This window comes from Streptomyces coeruleorubidus, from assembly GCF_008705135.1.
Taxonomy (GTDB): Bacteria; Actinomycetota; Actinomycetes; order Streptomycetales; family Streptomycetaceae; genus Streptomyces; species Streptomyces coeruleofuscus.
In genome coordinates, this window is sequence record NZ_CP023694.1 from 2,892,902 (window position 1) to 2,913,402 (window position 20,501).

Annotated in this window: 17 protein-coding genes, 1 other RNA gene and 1 pseudogene; 9 read left to right on the plus strand and 10 right to left on the minus strand. The window is 72.7% G+C overall.

From position 1 onward, the window contains the following. The first annotated feature begins 8 nt into the window (after positions 1-8). Genes CP976_RS13345 through CP976_RS13355 form a run of 3 tightly spaced genes read left to right on the plus strand, consistent with a single transcriptional unit; the run spans position 9 to position 6,495 of the window. Positions 9-1,121 (plus strand): CpaE/TadZ family protein, encoded by a 1,113-nt coding sequence (locus CP976_RS13345; RefSeq protein ID WP_150480554.1) that lies wholly within the window; start codon positions 9-11, stop codon positions 1,119-1,121. Then, positions 1,118-5,098 carry a type VII secretion protein EccCa gene (gene eccCa, locus CP976_RS13350; RefSeq protein ID WP_150480555.1) on the plus strand — a complete coding sequence of 1,327 codons (3,981 nt, stop codon included), beginning with the start codon at positions 1,118-1,120 and terminating at the stop codon, positions 5,096-5,098. Before CP976_RS13345 ends, eccCa begins: the two co-directional genes overlap by 4 nt. Beyond that, positions 5,095-6,495 carry a DUF6177 family protein gene (locus tag CP976_RS13355; RefSeq protein ID WP_150480556.1) on the plus strand — a complete coding sequence of 467 codons (1,401 nt, stop codon included), beginning with the start codon at positions 5,095-5,097 and terminating at the stop codon, positions 6,493-6,495. The genes eccCa and CP976_RS13355 overlap by 4 nt, the downstream gene beginning before the upstream one ends. Before the next feature lie 84 nt (positions 6,496-6,579). Here the strand turns inward: CP976_RS13355 and rnpB are convergent. From rnpB to CP976_RS13375, 4 genes and pseudogenes are all read right to left on the minus strand, one after another. Beyond that, positions 6,580-6,985: RNase P RNA component class A (gene rnpB / locus CP976_RS13360), an RNA gene on the minus strand. 115 nt (positions 6,986-7,100) lie between these two features. Beyond that, positions 7,101-7,880 (minus strand): annotated as a pseudogene (locus CP976_RS44660) (DMT family transporter); the annotation flags it as partial. A 19-nt stretch (positions 7,881-7,899) separates the two neighbouring features. After that, the gene (locus tag CP976_RS13370) at positions 7,900-8,739 is read right to left on the minus strand and encodes a helix-turn-helix domain-containing protein (protein ID WP_229875236.1); all 840 of its coding nucleotides are present in this window, start codon (positions 8,737-8,739) and stop codon (positions 7,900-7,902) included. Between the two features lie 29 nt (positions 8,740-8,768). Continuing rightward, on the minus strand, positions 8,769-9,347 hold the full coding sequence (locus CP976_RS13375) for a Uma2 family endonuclease (RefSeq protein WP_190146802.1): 579 nt from the start codon (positions 9,345-9,347) through the stop codon (positions 8,769-8,771). A gap of 163 nt (positions 9,348-9,510) precedes the next feature. On the opposite strand from CP976_RS13375, the gene CP976_RS13380 reads away from it, so the two are divergent. The 4 genes from CP976_RS13380 to CP976_RS13395 all read left to right on the plus strand — a co-directional run bounded on the left by CP976_RS13380 (position 9,511) and on the right by CP976_RS13395 (position 12,398). Continuing rightward, positions 9,511-10,266 (plus strand): MerR family transcriptional regulator, encoded by a 756-nt coding sequence (locus tag CP976_RS13380; RefSeq protein WP_150480558.1) that lies wholly within the window; start codon positions 9,511-9,513, stop codon positions 10,264-10,266. Continuing rightward, a complete protein-coding gene (locus CP976_RS13385) occupies positions 10,263-10,841 on the plus strand; it encodes a hypothetical protein (protein WP_150480559.1) in 579 nt (192 codons plus the stop codon). The genes CP976_RS13380 and CP976_RS13385 overlap by 4 nt, the downstream gene beginning before the upstream one ends. A gap of 43 nt (positions 10,842-10,884) precedes the next feature. Then, positions 10,885-11,667 (plus strand): peroxide stress protein YaaA, encoded by a 783-nt coding sequence (yaaA, locus tag CP976_RS13390; protein ID WP_150480560.1) that lies wholly within the window; start codon positions 10,885-10,887, stop codon positions 11,665-11,667. 83 nt (positions 11,668-11,750) lie between these two features. Further along, positions 11,751-12,398 carry a bifunctional 4-hydroxy-2-oxoglutarate aldolase/2-dehydro-3-deoxy-phosphogluconate aldolase gene (locus CP976_RS13395; RefSeq protein ID WP_150480561.1) on the plus strand — a complete coding sequence of 216 codons (648 nt, stop codon included), beginning with the start codon at positions 11,751-11,753 and terminating at the stop codon, positions 12,396-12,398. Here CP976_RS13395 and CP976_RS13400 read toward each other — a convergent pair. The 3 genes from CP976_RS13400 to CP976_RS13410 are packed head-to-tail and all read right to left on the minus strand — an operon-like array spanning position 12,373 to position 15,576. After that, a complete protein-coding gene (locus tag CP976_RS13400) occupies positions 12,373-13,962 on the minus strand; it encodes a bifunctional RNase H/acid phosphatase (RefSeq protein ID WP_150480562.1) in 1,590 nt (529 codons plus the stop codon). The genes CP976_RS13395 and CP976_RS13400 overlap by 26 nt on opposite strands. Positions 13,963-13,981: 19 nt before the next feature. Continuing rightward, positions 13,982-14,725: a zinc ribbon domain-containing protein gene (locus tag CP976_RS13405; RefSeq protein WP_150480563.1), complete on the minus strand. Its 744-nt coding sequence runs from the start codon at positions 14,723-14,725 to the stop codon at positions 13,982-13,984. Then, a complete protein-coding gene (locus tag CP976_RS13410) occupies positions 14,722-15,576 on the minus strand; it encodes a Nif3-like dinuclear metal center hexameric protein (RefSeq protein ID WP_150480564.1) in 855 nt (284 codons plus the stop codon). The genes CP976_RS13405 and CP976_RS13410 overlap by 4 nt, the downstream gene beginning before the upstream one ends. A 247-nt stretch (positions 15,577-15,823) precedes the next feature. Between CP976_RS13410 and CP976_RS13415 the strand changes: the two genes are divergently transcribed. Beyond that, entirely contained in the window at positions 15,824-17,077 is a 1,254-nt protein-coding gene (locus CP976_RS13415) for a hypothetical protein (RefSeq protein WP_150480565.1), read from the plus strand. Between the two features lie 97 nt (positions 17,078-17,174). Then, on the plus strand, positions 17,175-17,351 hold the full coding sequence (locus CP976_RS42880) for a hypothetical protein (RefSeq protein WP_167537332.1): 177 nt from the start codon (positions 17,175-17,177) through the stop codon (positions 17,349-17,351). Positions 17,352-17,417: 66 nt separating this feature from the next. On the opposite strand, the gene CP976_RS13420 is transcribed toward CP976_RS42880, so the two are convergent. From CP976_RS13420 to CP976_RS13430, 3 genes are read right to left on the minus strand one after another with little or no spacing between them, the layout of a single operon-like run. Next, positions 17,418-18,359: a 3-oxoacyl-ACP reductase gene (locus CP976_RS13420; protein WP_150480566.1), complete on the minus strand. Its 942-nt coding sequence runs from the start codon at positions 18,357-18,359 to the stop codon at positions 17,418-17,420. 10 nt (positions 18,360-18,369) lie between these two features. Continuing rightward, positions 18,370-19,446 carry a Zn-dependent alcohol dehydrogenase gene (locus CP976_RS13425; protein ID WP_150480567.1) on the minus strand — a complete coding sequence of 359 codons (1,077 nt, stop codon included), beginning with the start codon at positions 19,444-19,446 and terminating at the stop codon, positions 18,370-18,372. Positions 19,447-19,477: 31 nt separating this feature from the next. Beyond that, on the minus strand, positions 19,478-20,335 hold the full coding sequence (locus CP976_RS13430) for a MaoC/PaaZ C-terminal domain-containing protein (protein ID WP_150480568.1): 858 nt from the start codon (positions 20,333-20,335) through the stop codon (positions 19,478-19,480). Positions 20,336-20,501: the final 166 nt, after the last annotated feature.

Genomic DNA, 20,501 nt, shown 5'->3' on the forward strand with positions numbered 1-20,501 from the left:
TGACCGGCATGACAGGGGGAGGGGACTGGCAGCGCGACGTGCTGCGCCAGCTCACCGACGGCAATCCGGAGCCGGTTGCCCCCGCCGTGCCCGAGGAGCACGCAGCCCAGGCTGCTCCCGAACCGCGGCAGCCCTCACCCCCGGCTGCCTCCGCACCACCTCCGGTCCCCCGCCGGACGCCTGACCCTCGTGTCCCTGCGCCGGTCCCCGAGTCCCTCCCCACGGTCGATCCGCGCCTCGCTCTCGCCCTGGGCAACCCGCACCACGGTGACTCGGCCGCACGCCGCGCCGGAACCTCCCTGCGCCGTCTCACCGCCTCCGCCACCCAGGAGGTAGCCGAACAGACCCGTCTGGCCCAGGAGGTGCAGCAGCCCGTCACCACCGGACGGGTCATCGCCGTCACCTCGATCCGCGGCGGCGTCGGCAAGTCCACGGTCTCCGCGCTGCTCGGCCGTACCTTCAACCACTACCGGCACGATCCGGTGCTCACCCTGGAGGCCGACGCCGCCCTCGGCACCCTCCCGGTACGGATGGGCGCGGACACCGTGCGCTGGTGTTGCGCCGACCTCGCCCGGATCCTGACACCCGCGATGCAGCTCACGGACATCACGGGCTACCTGGTGCCCGTGGCCGATGGCGGCTGGCTGCTGCCCGCGAGCCAGGGGCGGGTCGGTGCCCCCATGGACATCCGCACCTACCGGACGGTGACGCTCGCCCTGCGCCGGTACTTCGCGGTGACGGTGGTGGACTGCGAGACACTGCCCGGCGAGGTGGCACGCACGGCCATGGACACCGCCCACGCACGAGTCGTCGTCGCCCCGATGACCGCCGAGGGCATCCACGGAACGCGCCAAGTCCTCGACTGGCTGGGCCAGTTGCCGCACTCCGCGCTGGCCGGCACCGTGGTCGTGCTCAGCGCGAACTCCCCCGACACCACCATGGACCCGAAGACGGCCGCCGCGCACCTGCGCGAGCCCGGCGTGCCCGTCGTCCCGCTCCCCTACGACCGTCATCTCGCCCAAGGAGGCCCCATCCACACCGCCATGCTCGGCCGAAGCACCCGGGACGCGGCCGTACGCCTGGCGGCCGAGGCGATGCGGCGGGCGGTGAGGGTGCGATGACCCAGCAGGTGATCCACCGGCCCGCCCGCAGCACCCGCCCCCTCGAACCCGCCGCACCCCGCACCATCGAGGCGCCCCCGAACCTCCCGGAGGGCAAGGTCGGCAACGCCGCCACGGCACTGCTGCCCATGGCCGGTGTCGTCAGCTCCGTCGTACTGATGACGGTCATCCGCAACAGCCAGTTCGCCGCGATCGGCGCGCTCGTGCTCGTCGTCGCCCTGCTCGGAGCGGTGGCGCTGTTCCTGTCGCAGCGCGGCAAGGCACAGCGCACCCGGCGCGTGCAGCGTGAGCGCTACCTGGAGTACCTGGAGGAACTGCGCGAGGAGTTGGGCACCGCCGAGCGGGAACGGCGGCAGAAGGCACGCGAGTTGAACCCGCCGCCCGAGGCCCTGTACGACCTCGTCCGGAACCCGGCCAGGCTGTGGGAGCGGCGGCGCCAGGACGTCGACTTCCTCTCGGTGCGGGCCGGCACCGGCGACGTACCGGCACATGAGCTGGTCATCGCGCAGAACAGCACCGGCGGTGTCCTCACCCCACCGGACCCGTTCATGCTGAACGAGGCCCGCGCCCTTCAGGGCCGCTTCGGTACGGCCACGGACTTCCCGCTCACCGTGCCGCTGGACCGGGCCGGAAACGTCAGCATCATCGGCGACCGGGACGGCGTCCTCCGGGTCGCCCGCGCTCTGCTGCTGCAGACCGCCGTGACGCACGCGCCGGACGACGTCGCCGTCGCCCTCGGCACCAGCGACGAGCCGGAGTGGGCATGGGCCAAGTGGCTGCCCCACATCCTCGATCCACAGACGTCCGACGGCCCGGTCGCCGCCCGTCGTATCGCCCCCCACCTGGCCGAGCTGGCCCGGCTGTGCGCCCCCGACCTGCGGCAGCACGCCGCCTACGCGGCCGAGGTACGCCGCGGACTGTCCGGCCGGACCAAGGACGCCCTGCGCCTGACCTCCCGCATGCTCGTGATCAGCGACTCTTACGGCACCCCCGCGGGTGAACTCTCCCGCCCCGACTCGGCGATCGGACTGCCGGAGATGGGTGTCACCGTGCTGCACCTGCTTCAGCAGCAGGTGCACGAGCCCGATCAGGTCAGCGTGCGCATCACCGTCGACGGCGACCGGATCGTCATGGACGACCTGCGCGCCCCGAACACGCCCTCCGGCCACGGCACGGTCGACGCGGTGACCACCGCCGGAGCCGAGGGCGTCGCCCGCATGCTCGCCCCGCTGCGCCTGTCGGCCGAATCTGCGGCCGAGGGCACGCCCGTCGCCGGCCCGGTCGACTTCCCCGCGCTGCTGGGCATCGACGACCCGGCCGACCTCGACCTGCGCCGCCTGTGGGCACCCCGCGGCGATCGGGACTTCCTGCGTGTCCCCATCGGCCTCACCGACCGCCACGAGCCGGTGCTGCTGGACCTGAAGGAGTCCTCGCAGCTCGGCATGGGCCCGCACGGCCTGTGCGTGGGCGCCACCGGCTCCGGCAAGAGCGAGCTGCTGCGCACCCTCGTCCTCGCACTGGCCGCCACTCACTCACCCGAGGACCTGGCCCTCGTCCTGGTCGACTACAAGGGTGGCGCGACCTTCGCCCCGTTCGCCGAACTCCCCCACGTGGCAGGCGTGATCACCAACCTGGAGAACCAGGCCGGGCTCGTCGAACGCGTCCACTCCAGCGTGGCCGGTGAGGTCAAGCGCCGCCAGCAGGTCCTCAAGGACGCCGGGGACCTCGCCGACATCGGCCACTACGCCACCCTGCGCGCCGCCGGCCGCCCCGACCTGGAACCCCTCCCCCACCTGTTCGTCGTCATCGACGAGTTCGGCGAACTCATCACGGCCAAGCCGGACTTCATCGACCTGTTCCTGTCCATCGGGCGCATCGGCCGCTCCATCGGCGTCCATCTTCTGCTGTCGAGCCAGCGCATCGAGGGCGGCAAGCTCAAGGGCCTGGACACCTACCTCTCCTACCGGCTCGGCCTGCGCACCTTCTCCGCCGACGAGTCCCGCACCGTCCTCGACACCACCGACGCCTTCCACCTCCCGCCGCTGCCGGGCTTCGGCTACCTCAAGGTCGACACCTCCACCTACGAGCGTTTCAAGGCCGGATACGTCTCGGGGCCCTACAGCGGACCGGCCCAGCGCGACCGACGCGACGACGAGCCACTCGTCCGCCCCTACCCGGCGTACAACACCCCTCAAGAGACCGAGGCGGTGGAGGAGCCCGTCGCCACCCGGCGGGAAACCGGCCCGACCGTCCTGTCCGTGATGGTCGGCCGGCTCGCGGCGACAGCACCGCCGGTACGACGCATCTGGCTGCCCCCACTGCCCGACGCCACCACCCTCGACACGGCCGCAGGCCCCCTCCACGCCGGCGCAGACGGTGTGCGCCTCACCCACACAGGCGGACCGATGAACGTCCCCCTCGGCGTCCTGGACGACCCGGCCCGGCAGTGGCAGCAGCCGTGGCGGCTCGACCTGACCGTCGCCGGCGGGCACGCGGCCGTCATCGGAGGCCCGCAGTCCGGCAAGACCACCCTCCTGCGCACCCTCGCCCTCTCCCTGGCCCTCACCCACACGCCGTACCAAGTGGCCGTGTACGGCCTCGACCTGGCAGGCGGCGGCCTGTCCGCCCTGTCCGGTCTGCCGCACGTCGGCGGCATCGCCTCCCGCGCCGACCACGAGCGGGCCGCCCGCACCGTCGCCGAGGTGCGCGGCATGCTGGCGATACGCGAGGAGCTGTTCCGCGAGCACGGCATCGACTCCGTCGACCAACTGCGCCGCCTGCGATCCAAGGGACGGCTGCCCGAGCTTGCCGCCACGGACGTCGTACTGATCATCGACGGTTTCGGTGCACTGCGTGATGAGTTCGCCGACCTCGACGACGCGGTGGCCGACCTGCTCAAGCGCGGCGGCGGCTACGGCATCCACATCGTCGCTGGCTTGCTGCGCTGGAACGACGTCCGCATCGCCACCCAGTCGATGTTCGGCACCCGCATCGAACTGCGCCTCAACGACCCGGCCGACTCATCCATCGACCGCAAACTGTCCGAGACCCTCGCCCCCGGCACCCCCGGTCGCGTCCTGACCGACGGCAAGCTGTTCGCGCAGGTCGCTCTGCCCCGCATCGACAACCGGCCGACGGCAGGCGACCTGGGCCCCGCCCTCGAACACGCCGCCCGCACCATCCGCGCCTCCTGGCACGGCGAAGTCGCCCCAGCCGTACGGGTCCTGCCCACCCGTCTGTCCTCGGCCAAGCTGCCGGGACCGGTCGCCGAACCGGCGACGGTCCCCGTAGGCCTCGACCAGGAGACCCTCGCGCCGGTCCTGCTCGACCTGTTCGGCACCGATCAGCACCTGCTGGTCCTCGGCGACAACGAGTGCGGCAAGACGAACCTGCTGAAGCTGATCGCCACCCAGCTCGTCCGGCGATACAGCGACAAGGAACTCGTCTTCGGCGTCTACGACCCCCGCCGCGGCCTGCGCGGCGTGGTCCCCGAGCCCTACCGCGGCGGCTACGCCCACAACGCCAAGCTCGCAGGCGCACTGTCCACCGGCATCGCCGCAGAGCTGGAGAAGCGCCTGCCGGAGACGGCGGACCCCGACGCTCCGACGACCACCGAGCCCGCCTTCACCGGGCCCCGCATCGTCATCCTGGTCGACGACTACGACATCCTCACCGCGGCCGGCCAACAGCCCCTGGCGCCCTTCCTGCCGTACGTCTCCTCCGCACAGGACATCGGCCTGCACTTCGTCGTCGCCCGCCGCACCGCCGGCGCCTCCCGCGCGCTCTACGAACCGCTCCTGACCACACTGCGCGAAACCGGCACCACCGCACTCGTCATGACCGGCGAGCGCACCGAAGGCCAGCTCTTCCCCGGCCTGTACGCGTCCCGGCAGCCGCCTGGCCGGGGCACACTCGTCCGCCGCGGACGCCCCCACCAGCTCATCCAGACCGCCCTCGCAGATGAAGAAGGCCCGTGACCAAGGACGTCATCGCGCTCACCCCCAAGATGCCGGACCTGCCCACCCTGCTCGCGGGCCTCTACGCCGGCGGCCCCGACCTCGGCGTGAACACCACGGCCGACGGGGCAGTCGTCCAGCTCTGCGGCCCCGACGGCCGTCCCCTGGTCTCGGTGGAGGCACCCATCCTCGTCCACGTTCCCGGCGAGACCACCCGCCTGCTGGACCACGCGGTCGAGGACGGGCCGGTGTGGTGGACCGAGGCCCGTGCCTCGACCGCCGTCGCCGAAGCCGGACGACTCGCGGGCTCCTTCGCCGGACGTCTGGCCACCGTGCTGGGCGGGACGGTATGGCCGCCGGAGGCCGCCACCACCGACGTCGTCCCCCTCACCACGGACGTCTCGGCGATCCCAGCCCCGGCCACCGGCGCCCCCGCCGTGGACGTCCTCACCGACTCGACAGCCGTGGTCATCCAGGACCGCCCCCTGGTCGCCATGACCAGCTGGCTCTCCGACGCCCTGCGCACCGCGGCCACCGCCGACCGCGCCCTGCAGATCGTCACCCCGCCCTCCGCACGCCTCACCCTGCCCACCCGCACGGCTCTGCGCGGCGTGCCCAACCGCTGGGTCGTCCAGGATCCTGAGCACGGTTACTACGACGGCCTGTCCGGGGCCGTACTCCACTGGAAGGACGGCAGCTTCATCCCCGTACACGACGAGCAAGGCGCCACCAGGGTCGCCGAGGCCTTCACCCCCACCCCCGACACCGGTGACCGCCAGCTGATTCTCACCCTGCGCACCCGCCAGCCGGCCGAAGAGAACCTCGCCCTCGGCCACGCCCTGGAAGCCGCCTTCCAGCACCTCACCGGCGCACCGCCCGCAGGCTGGAGCACCGCCGAACCCGTCAACCTCCCCTGGTCCACCCGCCAGTTGACCGACCTGGCCCGCGCCCGCGCGCCCCGGCCCACCTGGCTCGTCGCCGTCGGGCACTCCGACCGCCCCGCCCTCGCCACCGTCCGCGTGCTGCGCACACCGGCCGGGATCGAGGAGGACATCACCCTCGCCATCGGCTACGGCGGAGACGAGACACCGGCCCTCGACATCATCGCGGACCTCGCGGCCGAACTCGACACCCAGCACGGCCTCGTCACCCAGCTCACGTCACTGCGCGCCGCCCGCCGCGACCTCACTGTCCCCTCACGCCTGGAACCCCCGCCGATCCCCGTCGCCTTCACGCTCGGACACGACGAGACCGAACGCATCGGCCCGGCCCGCGCCGAGCATCCGCCCCAAGGCCCCACGCCCGCGCGGCTCGGCCCCACGGCGCGGCCCGCCCTCCACTACTCCCTGGGGGACGGAACAGATGCCCGGGCCTGGACCACGTTCCAGCACCTCATCCAGCATCTGAGGCAGGCGTGACGGCCGGCCCGACCGGGTGAAGGACCGGTAAGGGCCTCCGGCACAGCCCAGATGCCTTCAGCACGGCAAATCCGCCGAAAGCGGCAGACGAGTCGGGCTGTACGCCGGGTTCTGTTCCCGGGGTTCCTCGCGGAGCCCCGGGCGACGGCCATCCATCTAGGGCCGGCGTTGCCACCGGCCTCGTGCGGTCTACCCGCGGACTCGGGCGGGCAGCCCTCGATCGTCCGCGCAGGAGCACCGAGGTGCTCCCTCTTGACCTTGCTCCGGGTGGGGTTTACCTAGCTGCCTGAGTCACCCCAGGCACTGGTGGTCTCTTACACCACCGTTTCACCCTTACCGAGGGCCGGAGCCCTCGGCGGTTTGCTTTCTGTGGCACTGTCCCGCGGGTCACCCCGGGTGGCCGTTAGCCACCACCCTGCCCTGTGGAGCCCGGACGTTCCTCGGGGAGCTCCCCGTCAGGGGGACTCCACGCGGCCGTCCGCCCGGCTCGTCTGCCGTGTCGACCATGGTACCCGGCGGATCTCCCGTTTCGGCGCCGCGGCCGTGGCCAGCACCGAGCCCGCCAGGATCAGGGTGAAGGCGACGCCGATGCCGAGGGTCAGTTCCTCGTCCAGGAAGAGGGCGCCCGCGCCGACGGCGACCGCCGGGTTGACGTAGGTGATCACGCCGGCCCGGGTCGGGCCGATCTCCTTGATCAGCTCCAGGAAGGCCACGAACGCGATCGCGGTGCAGATGATGCCGAGGCCGGCGAGGGCGGCCAGGACCTCGGCCGAGGGCATGGCGGCGGGCCGGGTCAGGTAGGCGGCTGGGGCGTAGACAACGGCGGCTAGCGTGAGGCAGGGGGTGATCAGTTGGAGGGTCGGGACGTCCTTGAGATGCCGGGCGGCTATCAGCGGGGCGGTGGCATAGCCGACGACCGTCACCAGCACCTCGGCCAGGGAGCGGGCATCGCCGCCGGTGAGGTGGGGCAGGGTGAGGACGGTGACGCCCGCGAGACCGAGGCCGAGTCCGGCGACACGGCGGGCGCCCACGCGTTCCTCGGCGCCGAAGAAGCGGGCCAGGATGAGGGCGACGATCGGCACGCCCGCGATGAGGAGTCCGGCGGTGGAGCTGGACAGATGGCGTTCGGCGTCGGTCAGGGTCCACCAGGGGCCGATGATCTCGATGACGGCGAAGGCCAGCATCGGCTTCCAGTGGGTCCGGACGGTACGGCCGAGGCCGCCCTGGCGGAGCGCGAAGGGGAGCAGGAGCGCGGCGCCCAGCGCGCAGCGCGTGAACACCACCATGGACGGGGACAGGTCCTCCACCGCCACCTTGATCATCAGGTAGGGGACGCCCCAGACCACTCCCATCAGGGAGAACAGGAACCAGCCGCGTGCAGTCATGCGGCGAGTCTCGGCCGCCTCACCCCGCCGCGTCTTGAACGCTGTTGCGGTACGCCGCCGGGGTCACGCCCAGTACGCGGCGGAACCAGCGGGTGAGGTGCGCCTGGTCGGCGAAGCCGACGAGGCCCGCGACCTCGGCGGGGCGCAGGCCGGTTTCCAGGAGGCCGCGGGCCCTGGTCACGCGGTGCTGGGCGAGCCAGGCGTAGGGCGGTACGCCCATCGTCGTGCGGAAGGCGCGCAGCAGCTGGTAGCGGGAGAGGCCCAGGTCGGTGGCGAGGTCGGCCAGGGAAGGGGGTTCCAGCAGCTCGTCCGCGAGGCGGTCGCGCACGGCCCGGGCGATGTGGCCGGCGCCGGGCACGGTGTCCTCGCTCGCCCGCGCCGTGGAGTGCCGGCGGGCCAGGGCCGTGAGCAGCCAGGGCAGCCGGGACTCGGCCTCCAGCGGGTCGGGGCAGGCGCTGATGTCGGTGTGGGCGGCGCGCAGGGCGGTGGCCAGTTCGGGGTCGTGCAGGACGGGGTCGCGGAAGTGCGGGGTGCCGCCGAGCGTGCCGTCGGTGAGGAGGGTGGGCTCGGCGTACAGGGCCTGGTAGGCGTAGCCCTCGCAGGCGGCCGGACCGCCGGTGTGCATCTCGCCCGGCTCCAGCACGACGATCGAACCCGGGTAGGAGTGGATCAGCCCGCCCCGGTACGCGATGACCTCCGACCCGCCGACCGTGACGCCGATGGTGAATTCCTGGTGGGCGTGTGGAGCGTAGACATGCTGATCGAAGTGGGCGGTGAGGAGATCCAGGGGCGGCCCGTCCCGCCCCAGTCGCGCCCTCGCCCAGCGGGCCTGCTCGCGTATCCGCCCCCGTGTGCTCACCCCGTGGTACCTCCCCACCTCACAGGGGATCAGAGGAGGTCCGTAGTGTCCAGTTCGAAAGCGAACGGCTCGGGCAGAGTGATCGGCTTGCCGAAGGGGCGGGCGCAATGCTCGCGGTAGTCGTTCTGCTTGGGTTCGCTGAACAGCGTGACCTGAGCGGTGTCCCGGTCGACGAGCAGGTAGAGAGGGATGCCGGCGCGGGCGTAGCAACGGCGCTTTACCTCGCGATCAGCCTTCGGCTTGGTCGACGTCACCTCCAGCACCATGGCGACGCCTTCGCAGGACATCCAGGAGCCGACCCCGCCGAACAGGTCGAGTTCGATGGGGCCGAAGGTGACGTCCGGCACCAGGTGGTTCTTGGGGCAGGCGTCGCCGCTCCGCAACTTCAGCCCCTTGTTCCCGGAGAAATCCATATCGGTCCGGGACTGCTTGATCACTTGCCGCACGATCCGGCTGATGTACTTCTCGTGATCCCCGTCCGGCGGCGGCGTCACAACGATCTCCCCCTCGATCAGCTCGGCCCGGAAACCCTCCGGGGTGTCCAGGGCGAGAAAGCCCTCCAGCAGGACCTGTTCCTGCGTGAGCGGCTCATGGGCCATGGCAGTCATGTCACGCCCCTCCTTCGGTCGCTCGCCAGACTGGGACATCGCCGAACCACCCGTCCGTGAGATCGGGAACCGTTCCCTCGATCGTGGCACACGATCACGACCGCCGTCAGAAGCCAGAGCCGGTCCTTGACCTTGCCGCAACGTCAACGTCTCTACTGGTCCCATGCGGATCGGAGAACTCGCCGACGTCGTCGGTGTCACCACGCGGGCCGTGCGCCATTACCACCATGTGGGGCTGCTGCCCGAGCCGGAACGGCGGGCGAACGGGTATCGGGAGTACGGGCTGCGGCACGCTGTCGTGCTGGCGCGGATCCGGCGGCTGACCGAGTTGGGGCTGGGGCTCGCCGAGGTGCGGGACGTGCTGGCGGACGACGCGGGGAAGGACCTCGTCGAGGTGCTGACGGAGCTGGACGAGGATCTGGCGCGGCAGGAGGAGGCCGTCCGGGAGCGGCGCGGGCGGTTGCGGGCGTTGCTGGAGGCTGAGGACGGGCTGCCCGCCGAGGGGCCGGTGTCGCCCGAGCTGGCCGCGTTGTTCGCCGGGACCGCGCAGCTGTCGGACTCGCCCATGGCCGCCAAGGACCGCGAGATCATCGCCTTCCTGGAGACGGCCATGCCTGACGAGGCCCGGCAGCAGCTCATGTCGTCGCTGGGTGCGGTGCTCGGCCGGCCCGAAGCCGTGGCGCGGGCCAACGAGGCGTATGCCCGGCTCGACGCGCTCGCCGACGCGGAGCCGGACGATCCGCGCGTCGCCGAGGCCGCCCGGGCCCTCGCCGACTGCATTCCGCCGGAGCTGTTCCCGGAGATCGGGGACCTCGACCACGGCGGCGGTGTCCTGCGCGCCTTCTACGAGGACCTGGCCCCGGCCCAGGCGGAGGCGATCCGCCGGACGCTGCGCATCCTCACCGAGGAGCGGCGATGAGGGTCGCGCGCCTGCTGGTCCGGCACGAGGCGCGGCTGCTCGTGAGTCTCGTGCTGTGGGTGGTGCGGCGGACCGACGGGACGAGGAGTGGGAGGGCCTTCGGGTATGCGCGCGGGCAGGGCGCGATGATGTTCGGGTTCGGGTTCGTGTGTCTCGTCGAGACCGTCGCGATGTCCGTGCTGCTGCGCGACTGGCCGACCGCGCACGCCGTGCTTCTCTTCCTGGACGTGTACGGCATCGTCATCGTCGTCGCGCTGCACGCCTCGTCGGTCGTACGCCCGCACGTGCTGGATCCGGACGCCGGCTCGCTGCGGATCCGCCGGTACGTCCATGTCGACCTGCGGGTTCCGCTGGAGCGGATCTCCTCGGTGCGGCGCGAGCTGCGGATGACGCACGAGCGGGCCGACGGCGAACTCGACGTCGAGGTCGGGTCCCAGACCACCGTCACGCTCGAACTGACGGAACCGGTCACGCACGTCACGTTCTTCGGGCGTCGCAGGGACGTACGGGTGGTCCGCTTCCACGCCGACGACGCCGACGGGCTGGTCCGTGCCCTCGGCCGGGCCCGCGTCTGAGCTCCCCGTACCCTGTCGGCGGAGTTCGATCGAAGGAGTACGCGTGCTTGTCCTGCTGCCGCCGTCCGAAGGCAAGGCCTCCTCCGGCCGCGGTGCCCCGCTGAAGCCCGAGGCGCTGTCGCTGCCGGGGCTGACCGCCGCCCGGGAGGCCGTCCTCACCGAGCTGGTCGAGCTGTGCACCGGCGACGAGGACAAGGCGCGCGAGGTGCTCGGGCTGAGCGAGGGGCTGCGGGGCGAGGTCGCGAAGAACGCGGGGCTGCGCACGGCGGGGGCCCGGCCGGCCGGGGAGATCTACACCGGGGTGCTGTACGACGCCCTCGGCCTCGCCTCCCTGGACGCCTCCGCCAAGCGGCGGGCCGCGCGGTCGCTGCTGGTCTTCTCCGGGCTGTGGGGAGCGGTCCGGGTGACGGACCGGATCCCGTCCTACCGGTGCTCGATGGGTGTCAAGCTGCCGGGTCTCGGTGCGCTGGGCGCGCACTGGCGTACGCCGATGGCGTCGGTGCTTCCCGAGGTGGCCGGGGACGGGTTGGTGCTGGATCTGCGGTCCGCCGCGTACGCCGCCGCGTGGAAGCCGAAGGGCGAGGTCGCCGGTCGGACGGCGTCCGTGCGGGTGCTGCACGCGCCGACCCGGAAGGTCGTCAGCCACTTCAACAAGGCGACGAAGGGGCGGATCGTGCGCAGTCTGCTGACCACCGGGGCCGCCCCGAAGGGGCCGGCCGAGCTGGTGGAGGCGCTGCGGGACCTCGGGTACGTCGTGGAGGCGGAGGCCCCTGCGAAGGCGGGGCAGGCCTGGTCGCTGGATGTGCTCGTGACCGAGGTCCACTGAGCATCATCGCAGCATCGGACTGAGTGTTGCAGCATACGCAATGAGCTTTGCGCATGCTGTCGAGTCGGCGGCAGGATACGGCCATGGCCTCACCCCTGCCCGCCTCCGTGCTGGATCTCGCGCCCGTCGTCCCTGTCGTCGTCATCGAGGATGCCGGTGACGCCGTACCGCTGGCGCGGGCGCTGGTCGCCGGTGGGCTGCCCGCGATCGAGGTGACGCTGCGGACGCCGGCGGCCGTGGAGGCGATCCGGGAGATCGCGGGGCAGGTGCCGGAGGCGGTGGTGGGTGCCGGGACGGTGATCAGCCCCGGGCAGGTCACGGACGTGGTGGCCGCGGGCGCCCGCTTCCTGGTCAGTCCCGGCTGGACGGACGTGCTGCTGGAGGCGATGCGGGGCTCCGGCGTGCCGTTCCTGCCGGGGGTGTCGACCACGTCCGAGGTCGTGGCGCTGCTGGAGCGCGGGGTGCGGGAGATGAAGTTCTTCCCGGCCGAGGCCGCGGGCGGTACGGCCTACCTGAAGTCGCTGTCCGGGCCGCTCCCCCAGGCCCGGTTCTGCCCCACGGGCGGCATCGGCCCGGCCTCCGCCCCGGACTATCTGGCCCTGCCCAACGTCGCGTGCGTGGGCGGGAGCTGGATGCTTCCGCAGGACGCGGTCACGGCCCGCGACTGGGGCCGCGTCGAAACGCTGGCCCGCGAGGCGGCGGCGCTCAGCGCAGGTGTGACGTGTCGTTGAGGAGCCGGAGGCTGGCGTTGCCGTCCGCGTAGTACGCGACGACCGACAGGGACGCCGCCGACAGTTCCATCCGGAACAGGGACTCCGGCGGGGCGCCGAGGGCGAGCCGGACCAGCGTCTTGATCGGGGTCACGTGCGTGACGAGCAGGACCGTGCGTCCCGTGTACGCCGCGATCAGCTTGTCGCGGGTGGCGGCGATCCGGGTGGCGGTCGCCGCGAAGCTCTCGCCGCCGCCGGTGGGTTCGGCGTCCGGGGAGGCCAGCCAGGCGTTCAGGTCGTCGGGGTGGCGCTCGCGCACCTCGGCGAAGGTGAGGCCCTCCCAGGCGCCGAAGTCCGTCTCGCGCAGCCCGTCGTCGACGCTCACGTCGAGGCCGAGCCGGGCGGCGATGATGCCGGCGGTCTCCCGGGTACGGGCGAGGGGCGACGACACGATCGCCTGGATCGTGCCCCGCCGGGCGAGCAGGGCGGCGGCCCGCTCGGCCTGGTCCCGGCCGATGTCGGAGAGGGAGGGATCGGTACCACCACTGCCGGAGAACCGCTTCTGCGGCGTCAACGGCGTCTCCCCGTGCCGCAACAGCACGAAGGTGGCGGGGGCGCCCATGTCGGCGGGAGCCCAGCCGGGGGTGGCGACGGCCTTGGCGGCACGGGCGTCGGCGTCCGCCTTGGCCGCGGCCGTGGCCGTATCCATATCCGTGTCCGTGGCCGTATCCGTGTCCGTGTCCGTGTCCGTGTCCGTGTCCGTGGGAGCGTCAGCGCCCGTCTTGGCCGCGCGATGGTCGGCGTCCGCCTCGGGGGCGTGGGCGTCGGAGTCCGCCTCGGCCGTGGGAGCGTCAGCGTCCGTCTCGGCCGCGCCAAGGTCGGCGCCCGCCTTCGGGGCACCCGCGTCAGCGTCCGCCTTGGGGGTACGAGCGTCCGCGTCCGCCCTGCCGGCACGAACACCATCGTCCGCCTTCGCCGAGCCCGCGTCAGCACCGTCCCCGACGGGAGCCCCACCCAAGGAGGCGGCGCGCCCCGTCGCCAGGGCTTCGCGCACCCTCGCGGCGCCCGCCGCGGCGTCACCCGGCGGGCCGGACGGGGCGACAGCCCCGGCTCCGGCTCCGGCTCCGGCTCCGGTGTCCAGCTCCGCCGTCGAAGTCGACGCCGACCACTGCTCTCCCCTGGCACCGGCGTCCATCGCCTCGTTGGCCAGCCGGTCCGCGTGCTTGTTGCGCTCTCGTGGGATCCACTCGTACGTCACGCGCCCGGGCGGGAAGATCCGGGCCGCGTCCGCGGCCAGTGGCTTCATGTCGGGGTGCTTGATCTTCCAGCGGCCCGACATCTGCTCGACGACGAGCTTGGAGTCCATCCGGACGTGGACCGTCGCGCCCGGGTCCAGTTCGTGGGCGGCGCGCAGGCCGGCGAGGAGGCCGCGGTACTCGGCGACGTTGTTCGTGGCGACGCCGATGTACTCGGCGGCCTCCCGCAGCGTCTCGCCCGTCGCAGCGTCGCTCACCACGGCCCCGTAGCCCGCGGGTCCCGGGTTGCCCCGCGACCCGCCGTCGGCCTCGACGATGAACTCCCGCACCGGAACGGCTCCCAGCGGCCTAGATACCGGACTCGGACGTGCGCACCAGGATGCGGCGGCAGTTCTCGCAGCGGATCACCGTGTCGGGCGCCGCCTTGCGGATCTCGCTCAGCTCCGTGATGGCGAGCTCCTGCCGGCAGCCCTGGCAGCTTCGCGCGTACAGCTTCGCCGCGCCGACGCCGCCCTGATGCTCGCGCAGCTTCTCGTAGAGCTTGAGCAGGTCGGTGGGGATCGAACCGGCGATGACCTCGCGCTCCTTGGTGACCGTGGCGACCTCGGCGTCGATCTCCTCGAACGCGGCGTCGCGGCGTGCGGTCGCGGCGTCGATCTTCGACTGGACGGATCCGACCCGCTCGGTCAGCTCGGCGACCCGCTGCTGCGCGGACTCCCGGCGCTCCATGACCTCCAGCACCACGTCCTCCAGATCACCCTGCCGCTTGGCGAGCGAGGCGATCTCGCGCTGGAGGTTCTCCAGGTCCTTGGGGGAGGTGACGGCACCGGAGTCCAGGCGCTGCTGGTCGCGGGCGGAACGCTGGCGCACCTGGTCCACGTCCTGCTCGGCCTTGGTCTGCTCGCGGGCGGTGTCGCTCTCCTCGGTCTGCGCGGCCACGAGCAGGTCGCGCAGCTGGGTCTGGTCCTTGGTGAGCGACTCGATCTCGGCGTGCTCGGGCAGCGACCTCCGCCGGTGGGCGAGCTGCTGGAGGCGGACGTCGAGGTCCTGGAGGTCGAGGAGTCGGATCTGGTCGGCGGGCGCGGCGTTCAGTTCGGGGCTCCCAGTGGGTCAGAAGTGGCAGAGGCCGCGTGGGCGGTCCAGGGGTCGGTGACCGTCTTCGAGACGTGGACGCGCAGGTCCCATCCGTGACGGTCGGAGATCTCGTCGAGCTGGCTCGCGGCCAGCTCGCACCAGGGCCACTCGGTGGCCCAGTGCGCCGCGTCGAGCAGCGCGAGGGGGCTGTGGGCGCGGGCCTCGGAGACGGGGTGGTGGCGCAGGTCCGCCGTGAGGAAGGCGTCGACGCCCGCCGCGCGTACCTGGTCGAAGAGGCTGTCGCCGGAGCCGCCGCTGACGGCCACGGTGTGCAGCACCGCCTCGGGGTCGCCGGCGACCCGGATGCCCTGCGCGGTGGCGGGCAGCCGCTCGGCGGCACGGGCGGCGAACTCGCGGACGGTCAGCGGGTGGTCGAGGGCGCAGACGCGGCCCAGTCCCCGGCGGCCCTCGGGATCGCCGGCGTCCGGCACGAGCGGCCCGGTGACGCGCAGGTCCAGGGCGCCCGCGAGGGCGTCGGAGACGCCGGGGTCGGCGGTGTCGGCGTTGGTGTGGGCGACGTGCAGGGCGATGTCGTTCTTGATCAGAGTGTGGACGACACGGCCCTTGAAGTGCGTCGCCGCGACCGTCGTCGTGCCGCGCAGATAGAGCGGGTGGTGGGTGACGAGCAGGTCGGCGCCCAGCTTCACCGCCTCGTCGACGATCTCCTGGACCGGGTCGACGGCGAACAGGACGCGCGTGACCTCCTGGTCCGGGTCGCCCACGACGGTGCCGACCGCGTCCCAGGACTCGGCCCGCTCGGCGGGCCACAGGTTCTCCAGCGCGGCGATGACTTCAGACAGACGGGGCACGGGTGCAAGGCTACCCGTCTGATCTGTGGCGTTGAACCGCCACCGCCGCCGTCCTCTCCCCCGGCCTCCTCCCCCGGTCCCCTCCCTCGGCGCCCGCTGTCGGCCGGCTGTCGCCCCGCCCAGCACAGAAGCCCCCGCATCCTCAGGCGAATCGTTCCTGGAACACCCTTATGTGTGAAGTCGGGACCCTGCGGATTCCCCGCCTGCACGTACGATAACTACGTTCGTCACTGGAGGTGACCGAACGATGACAGCGTGTGCGATCGAGCCTTCGGCGGGACACGAGGACGACGGGGTCGCGCCGGCAGGATGCACACTCACCGCGGACGGCGCCTACGCCGCACGCCTCGCGTCGGCCGGCGACTCCTGGTTCCCGGAGCGCTGGACCCTGGACGGCCCCGAGCCGTACGCGGTACCCCTGCCCCGCAACCAGCCGGAGGAACCCGGCACCGAGGTGCAGCCGATGGGTGACGGGCGGGTCCTCATCCACCGTCTGGTGGCCGGGCGGCACGCCTTCTCGCTGCTGTACCCGACCGGGCCCGGCACCGGCGAGCTGCCCCTGGGCGTGGTCCAGTGCCCGGACGACACGGCCCGGCTGCGGCTGCTGCCGCCCGCCCCCGGCGGAGAGCGGGCGTACGCCCTGGCCGTCGGCCCGCGTGCGACGACGGTGTGGCTGGTGGCGGGCGGTGCCTTCGGACCCGAGCGGCTGGCCGAGCTGCCCGGCCGCTGCTCGGGCGGGGTCTGGCTGGACCGTGCGGGACGGCTGCTGGCCCTGGACCGGGAGACCGGCGGACGCACCAAGGCCGTCGTGGTGGACCTGGAGCGCGGCGGGGAGATGTCGCCGCTGCTCCAGATCGCCGCCGACAGCGACGACCGGCTGCTGCTCGCCGACCACGACAGCGGGCTGCTGCTCATCCGCTCGGACGCGCCATCGCCGGGGCAGGACCGGCTGGGCTGGGGTGTCCTGGGCAGCACCCTGCCGGTGCGCTTCCCGGAGTGCCTGCGGCTGCGGGACTGCACCGTCACGCCGTTCGCGATCCAGCCGGGGCAGATCCTGACACCGGAGAGCTGCGCGGTGGCGCTGCGCGTCGACGGGCCGCGCGGCAGGTGGGTCGGCGTGTGGCGGCCGGCCGAGCGGCGGGTGCACCATCTCCCGGCGCCCGAGGGGTGGCTGGCGGGCACGGGCCTGTGGACGCCGGAGGGGGTGCTGCGTCTGCCGTACGCGACGGAGGCGGTGCCGTGCGGCGTGGCCCTGGTGAGCCCGCCCGCGGCCGCGGCGCCCGAGCCCGGCGCGACCCCGGTGCCAGGACACCCCCCAGGACACCCCCCGGAACCGGCGCCCCCGGCTCCGGAAACCTCCAGCATGCCTCCGCAGTTGGCACAGCCCGCACACCCCCCACGACCCACTCCACCAGCCGATCCCGCTCCACCTCCGGCCCCCTCCGCCCCCCGCCCGGTCCCGCTGCAAGAGGCGCCGTTGGGACGGCTTGTAACGAACTAGTGCCGGTTGGCGTGGCCGCCTGGATCCGGGATACGGGGTGCCGGTTAAACTCGCCCGGCTGTTTGAAAGATCATGTTGACGGGGTGAATTCCATCCGATGAGCGACGCCAGCAGGAACCAGCTGCACACAGCCGACGTCCAGGAGACCGCCGCCGGCCACGGCCGGCACCGCGGCGAGATCTCCACGCAGGTCGGCGAGACGGCTCCGCGCGGCCGCCACCGCAAGCCGGTGACGGAGACCGAACGGACCGAGCGCACCGAGACGGCGGCCTGACGGCACGTCAGTGACCGTACGACGAACGGCCCCGCCCGTGTATGGGGGTGGGGCCGTTCCCGTTCCTCAGCCGCGCCTCAGCCCCAGCACCTCCGCCGCCGCGAACGTCTCCCCCGCCGGCCGGTCCGCGTAGTACGCCCCGAGGACGGCCTCCAGTTCGTCGTACGTGAAGGTGTCCTGCTTGCTGTCGAACCGGGCGGCGACGCGCGGCCGTTCGACGACGGCCACCATGCCGCCGTGCACCACGAGGAGCTGTCCGTTCACATGGGCGGCGGCGGGCGAGGCCAGAAAGCCGACGAGCGGGGCGACATGCTCGGGGGCGAGCGGGTCGAGGCGGTCGCCGGAAGGCTGTTCGACGCCCGCGAAGACGTCCTCGGTCATCCGCGTGCGGGCACGCGGGCAGATCGCGTTGGCCGTGACGCCGTACTTGCCGAGGGCGAGGGCCGTGGAGGTGGTCAGGCCGACGATCCCGCCCTTGGCGGCCGCGTAGTTGGGCTGCCCGGCGGAACCGGCGAGGAACGCCTCGGAGGAGGTGTTCACGATCCGCCCGTACACCGGCTCCCCGGCCCGTTTGGACCGCTCGCGCCAGTGGGCGGCGGCGAACCGGATGGTGTTGAAGTGCCCCTTGAGGTGCACGCGGAGCACGGCGTCCCACTCCTCCTCGGCCATCGAGAACACCATGCGGTCGCGCAGGATGCCCGCGTTGTTGACCAGGATGTCGAGCTTGCCGAACTCGGCGACGGCCGACTCGACCAGTTCGCGCGCCTGCCGGAAGTCGGAGACGTCGCCGGTGTGCGCGAGGGCGGTGCCGCCCGCCGCGCGGATCTCGGCGGCGACCTCCTCGGCGGGTCCGGCGCAGGCCTCGCCGGTGCCGTCCCGCCCGGGCTGCCCGTAGTCGTTGACGACCACGGCGGCGCCGAGCCGGGCGAGTTCCAGCGCCTCGGCCCGGCCGAGCCCGCGGCCCGCGCCCGTGACGATCGCGGACAGTCCCTGGAGCGGCAGCGGCATGGCGGTGTCCTCACATCTCGATGCAGGTACGCAGGGCGGTCCCGGTCCGCATCTGGTCCAGGGCCTCGTTGATGTCGGCGAGGGGGACCCGGTGGGTGATCAGGCCCGCCAGGTCGACGCGGCCCGCGCGCCACAGGGCGATGGTGCGTTCGTAGGAGCGCAGGATGTCGCCACCGCCGTACATGGACGGCAGGATCCGCTTCTCGTCGAAGAACAGCTCGAACATGTTCAGCTGGAGGAAGTCGTCCATGGCGCCGGCGCCGACCACGACGAGGGTGCCGCCGCGCCGGGTGGTGTCGTAGGCGGTCCGTGCCGTGGCGGACCTGCCGACGACCTCGAAGACGTAGTCGAAGCCCTCGCCCGCGGTGACCTGCTGTTTGGCGTCGGGCAGTTCGTCGGGCGAGACGGCCTTCGTGGCCCCGAACCGCAGGGCGGCCTCGCGCCGGGAGGCGACCGGATCGACGGCGACGATCTCGGCGGCCCCGCGCAGCCGGGCGCCCTGGATCACGGAGATGCCCACGCCTCCGCACCCGATGACCGCCACCGCCGAACCGGCCTCCACGTCCGCCGTGTTGAGGGCGGCGCCCAGCCCGGTCGTCACCCCGCAGCCGATGAGGGCGGCGATGTCGAAGGGCACGTCGTCGGGTATCGGGACCGCGCACCCGGCGTCGACGACGACCTCCTCGGTGAACGTGCCGGTGCCGGCCATGCCGAAGACGTCCCCGGCGGGCCGCCTGAAGTTGGGGGTGCCCGCGTTCATGAACCCGGCGAGGCACAGCTCGGTCTGCCCGCGCTTGCAGGCGGGGCAGACTCCGCAGGCGGGCAGCCAGCACACGACGACCCGGTCGCCGACCGCCAAGTGGCCGACACCTTCGCCGACTTCGAGGATCTCGCCCGCCCCCTCGTGTCCGGGCACGAACGGCCCGGGCTGCGGCAGCACCCCGCTCATCGCGGACAGGTCCGAGTGGCACAGCCCCGTGGCGCGCACCCGGATCCGCACCTTGCCGGGTCCGAACCCCACCGCCTCGACGTCGTCGAGGACCTCCAGTTTGTCCTGGCCGATCTCGTGCAGTACGGCTGCGCGCATGGTGCGGCTCCCCTCGTACGGCGTTCTGGACTCAGGTGTGTTCGACGACGGTGTCGGCGAGGACGGGCGTGTCGTCCCTCTCGACGGCGCTCACGGCGACCCGGATTCCGCCGTCCAGGCGCCACATGCGGATGCGCAGCGTCTCGCCCGGGTACACGACCCCGGCGAACCGGGTGGCATACGACCGCACCCGGGTCACGTCCCCGTCGAGCAGCGTGTCCACGACCGCCTTGAGCGTCATGCCGTAGGTGCACAGGCCGTGCAGGATGGGCCGGTCGAACCCGGCGCGCTTGGCGAAATCGGGGTCGGCGTGCAGCGGGTTCCGGTCGCCGGAGAGGCGGTAGAGCAGGGCCTGGTCCTCGCGGACGTGCCGCTCGACGACCCGGTCCGGCTCACCGGCGGGCGGATCGAGCCGGGTGGACGGTCCCCGGTCGCCGCCCCAGCCGCCCTCTCCCCGGACGTAGATCTGCGCGTCGTTGGTCCACAGCGGCCCGTCGTCGTCGGCCACTTCGGTCCGCATGACGAGGACGGCCGCCTTGCCCTTGTCGTACACGGCGGCGATCCGGCCGGTGGCGGTCGCACGCCCCCGGGCCGGGATGGGGCGATGGATCCGCAGGCTCTGCCCGCCGTGAAGAACGCGGGCGAGATCGACGTCGACGCCGGGCATGGACAGCCCGCTGATCACCCCGGGGGACCCGGCGCCCGCGACGGTGGCGAAGCTCGGCAGGACGTGCAGCCGGGACTCCAGGGTGTAGCGCAGCTCGTCGGGGTCGGTGGCGGGGACGCCGGCGCCGATGCCGAGGTGGTAGAGCTGCACGTCCTTGTGGTCCCAGGAGAGCTCGCCGGTCCGGGGCTCGGCGGCGAGCGCCTTGGCTGCGTCGATGGGCATGGGGCTCCTGATCGCCGTGGGAGAGACCGCCGTGGGAAAGACCTCGGCACGGCCGTCCGCACCGTCGGTCGCACCGAGGCCTTCTGGGGCCGAACTGGAACGCGTTCCAGTCCTGCGCCCTCTGTATAGCCCAGGCCACCACACTTGTGAAGCCTCCTGACACTGT

Bases quoted from the DNA above. Each gene is read 5' to 3' on its own strand.
- CP976_RS13345 (WP_150480554.1), top strand. From the start codon at position 9: ATGACAGGGGGAGGGGACTGGCAGCGCGACGTGCTGCGCCAGCTCACC.
- CP976_RS13415 (WP_150480565.1), top strand. From the start codon at position 15,824: ATGACAGCGTGTGCGATCGAGCCTTCGGCGGGACACGAGGACGACGGG.
- CP976_RS13385 (WP_150480559.1), top strand. From the start codon at position 10,263: ATGAGGGTCGCGCGCCTGCTGGTCCGGCACGAGGCGCGGCTGCTCGTG.
- CP976_RS42880 (WP_167537332.1), top strand. From the start codon at position 17,175: ATGAGCGACGCCAGCAGGAACCAGCTGCACACAGCCGACGTCCAGGAG.
- CP976_RS13375 (WP_190146802.1), bottom strand. From the start codon at position 9,347: ATGACTGCCATGGCCCATGAGCCGCTCACGCAGGAACAGGTCCTGCTG.
- CP976_RS13395 (WP_150480561.1), top strand. From the start codon at position 11,751: ATGGCCTCACCCCTGCCCGCCTCCGTGCTGGATCTCGCGCCCGTCGTC.
- CP976_RS13380 (WP_150480558.1), top strand. From the start codon at position 9,511: ATGCGGATCGGAGAACTCGCCGACGTCGTCGGTGTCACCACGCGGGCC.
- CP976_RS13425 (WP_150480567.1), bottom strand. From the start codon at position 19,446: ATGCGCGCAGCCGTACTGCACGAGATCGGCCAGGACAAACTGGAGGTC.
- eccCa (WP_150480555.1), top strand. From the start codon at position 1,118: ATGACCCAGCAGGTGATCCACCGGCCCGCCCGCAGCACCCGCCCCCTC.
- CP976_RS13420 (WP_150480566.1), bottom strand. From the start codon at position 18,359: ATGCCGCTGCCGCTCCAGGGACTGTCCGCGATCGTCACGGGCGCGGGC.
- CP976_RS13430 (WP_150480568.1), bottom strand. From the start codon at position 20,335: ATGCCCATCGACGCAGCCAAGGCGCTCGCCGCCGAGCCCCGGACCGGC.